General features: G+C 61.1%; 3 protein-coding genes and 1 pseudogene. 2 read left to right on the forward strand and 2 right to left on the reverse strand.

The features are described from left to right. Positions 1-82: pseudogene (locus JWR14_RS14115) on the forward strand (carboxymuconolactone decarboxylase family protein); the annotation flags it as partial. A gap of 56 nt (positions 83-138) precedes the next feature. On the opposite strand, the gene JWR14_RS14120 reads toward JWR14_RS14115, so the two are convergent. Next, positions 139-1032: a LysR family transcriptional regulator gene (locus JWR14_RS14120; protein WP_299707660.1), complete on the reverse strand. Its 894-nt coding sequence runs from the start codon at positions 1030-1032 to the stop codon at positions 139-141. A 245-nt stretch (positions 1033-1277) separates the two neighbouring features. Here JWR14_RS14120 and JWR14_RS14125 point away from each other — a divergent pair, with 245 nt between their 5' ends. Next, the gene (locus JWR14_RS14125; RefSeq protein WP_299707663.1) at positions 1278-2354 is read left to right on the forward strand and encodes a nitronate monooxygenase; all 1077 of its coding nucleotides are present in this window, start codon (positions 1278-1280) and stop codon (positions 2352-2354) included. Positions 2355-2418: 64 nt separating this feature from the next. Here the strand turns inward: JWR14_RS14125 and JWR14_RS14130 are convergent. Beyond that, positions 2419-2730, reverse strand: a 312-nt coding sequence (locus JWR14_RS14130; protein ID WP_299707666.1) for an aminotransferase class I/II-fold pyridoxal phosphate-dependent enzyme, incomplete at its 5' end; no start/stop codon positions are given.

Below are 2730 nucleotides of genomic sequence, written 5' to 3' on the forward strand. Positions count from 1 at the left end.
GCAAATGGCGGTGTATGCGGGATTCCCGGCGGCACTCAACGGCCTGTTCGCTGCGAAGGAGGTCTTCCGCGATCACGTTTGAGGGGGCCGCTTAAGGGAACGCCCCCATCGTTCAAGCGGGTCGCTCAAGCGGGTTGTTCAAGCAACAACGAGCGGGGGCGTGGGGGCTGCAACCGGACGCGCAACCTCGAGAAAAGCGTTAAGCGCGGTGGTTGCATATACGTCGCGGCGGCGCACGAACAAGGTGTCGACGCGAGCATCTTCGGGCGTGACATCATGCACTGCCACGCGGCCTTCGCGCCACGCTGTTGCGACCACGCCTTTCGGCAGCAGCGTCACGCCCACGCCTGCCGCCACGCAACCCAGCATGGCGTCGAGCGAGCCGAATTCCAGCGGTGTGCTGACTCTCAAGCCGTGCCGCGCCAGCACGATATCCAGCCGTGTCCTGTACGAACATCCGATTCGAAACACGATTGTCTTTACGTCGCCCGACTGCGCAAGCTCAGCGATAGAGCGAATATGACGCGCTGTCACGAGCACCATTTCCTCGTGAAACATAACCTCGGTGGACAGCTCGTCGTGATGCAGCGGGCCCGCGACAAATGCGCCGTCGAGCCGATACTGCAGGACGTCCTCGATCAGGCTTGCCGTGGTCCCGGTCCGCAGCACCATGTCCACTTGCGGATAAGCCAGCGCAAACGAGGCAAGTACGTCAGGCATGCGCAGCGCAGCAGTGGTCTCCAACGTACCGAGGATCAGCGGTCCACGCGGGACGCCATCATCCTTGACGGCGCTGCGCGCGTCGTCAAGCAGCCGCGCCATCTGTCTGGAGAAAGGCAGCAGCCTGCGGCCCGCAGCCGTCAGTTCCACGCCTCGATGGTGCCGGTGGAAAAGCGGCGCGCCCAATTCCTCTTCCAGCAAGCGAATCCGCGCTGTCACATTCGACTGAACAGTATGGAGTTCCAGGGCTGCGCGATTCATGCTGCCGTTTCGCGCGACCGACTCGAATATGCGTAAATCGGCTGCGTCCATGTCGACCCTCGATATCGGGAAAAGTGATAGCAATTATCACATCAAAGCGCCGCTCGTTTCTTGAAAGCTTGCTAAGCTTTGCGCTGCTGGCGGCGTGGGTTAAAGGCTGTCTTTAAGCGGGAACCCGATGGTGCTATCGAAGAGCAATGCGGGCGTTGGCGTACGCTCGCAATCGTAGTGCAACCTGGGCGCGCGCAGATTTCAAGTCACGCAGGCACCGCGAATATCATCAAGGAGAAAAGAGCATGAGCACGTGGCGCGATCGTCGGATTCTCGACTTGTTTGGTATTAAGGCACCTATTGTTTTGGCACCCATGGCAGGCCCCGGCACGCCTGAACTGGCCATAGCCGTATGCGAAGCAGGCGGCCTGGGATCGCTGCCTTGCGCGTTGCTCACCGCGGAGCAAGCGCACGACGGCATTGCGTTGATCCGGTCGAAAACGCGTGGCCCGATCAACCTCAATTTCTTCTGTCATGTTCCTCCGCAAGCCGATGCAGCGCGCAACATGGCATGGCGCGCGCGTCTGGCGGAGTATTACGTCGAGTATGGACTCGATCCCGAAGTAACGCCGCCCGCGGCAGGCCGGCGCCCGTTCGACAATGACTTCTGCGCGATCGTGGAGGAGTTCAAGCCCGAGGTCGTAAGCTTTCATTTCGGACTGCCGGATAAAAACTTGTTCGATCGCGTGAAGGCGACGGGCGCGAAAATCATAGCGTCGGCAACGACCGTGGCGGAAGCACGCTGGCTCGAAGCGCACGGATGTGACGCCGTGATTGCAATGGGCGTTGAAGCGGGCGGGCATCGTGGAAATTTTCTGACGCAGGACTATGCTGCACAGGTCGGCACGTTTGCGCTGGTTCCGCAAGTGGTTGATGCCGTCTCGGTTCCCGTGATTGCCGCCGGGGGCATCACTGACGCGCGAGGAATTGTCGCTGCGTTGGCACTGGGTGCGTCGGCTGTGCAAATGGGGACCGCGTATCTGTTTTGTCCGGAGGCGAAGGTACCTGAGGTGCATCGTATTGCGCTGCGCGAGTCCCAGGATGATTCCACTGTGTTGACGAACATCTTCACGGGCCGGCCGGCGCGCGGCATCATCAATCGGGCGATCCGTGAACTGGGTCCGCTATCCACTGTGGCGCCGGCTTTTCCGCATGCCGGCGCCGCGCTTGCACCGCTCAAAGCCAAGGCCGAGCAGGCAGGGAACGGCGATTTCACGAGCCTGTGGTCGGGACAGGCGGCGCGGCTTGGGCGTGAACTCCCGGCGGGCGAATTGACGCGAGTGTTGATCAGCGAAGCGCTGGCGAAGATGGCGCAGGGGTGACGTGTTGCCGGTGACGTTCACGCCGTGCGTTTGATGCGGCTAATTCGTAAAAAGCGGTCGAACTTCATCCATGCATCGCCGCCTTAAGCACAGTAAAAACGCGCGGGTCGGTCGACTGAGCGACGTTGAAGCGCAGGAACTGGCTTGCGGATTGCGCGACACTAAACGCATTGCCCGGCGCAAGGATCACGTTCTCGGCCAGCGCCCGGCGGGCAACGTCCGTTGCATCCAGTCCCTCGGGCAGCTTGCACCAGAGAAACATGCCGCCTCGCGGTTCGATCCATGGTTCGATGCCCAGTGCTTCCAGCCGAGCGCTTGTTTGTCCCATGGAACGGGACAAACGCTCTCGCAAGCTCTCCATGTGTTTTCTGTACGT

The organism is Caballeronia sp. (assembly GCF_028292365.1).
Classification (GTDB): domain Bacteria; phylum Pseudomonadota; class Gammaproteobacteria; order Burkholderiales; family Burkholderiaceae; genus Caballeronia.

Bases quoted from the DNA above. Each gene is read 5' to 3' on its own strand.
- JWR14_RS14120 (WP_299707660.1), bottom strand. From the start codon at position 1,032: ATGGACGCAGCCGATTTACGCATATTCGAGTCGGTCGCGCGAAACGGC.
- JWR14_RS14125 (WP_299707663.1), top strand. From the start codon at position 1,278: ATGAGCACGTGGCGCGATCGTCGGATTCTCGACTTGTTTGGTATTAAG.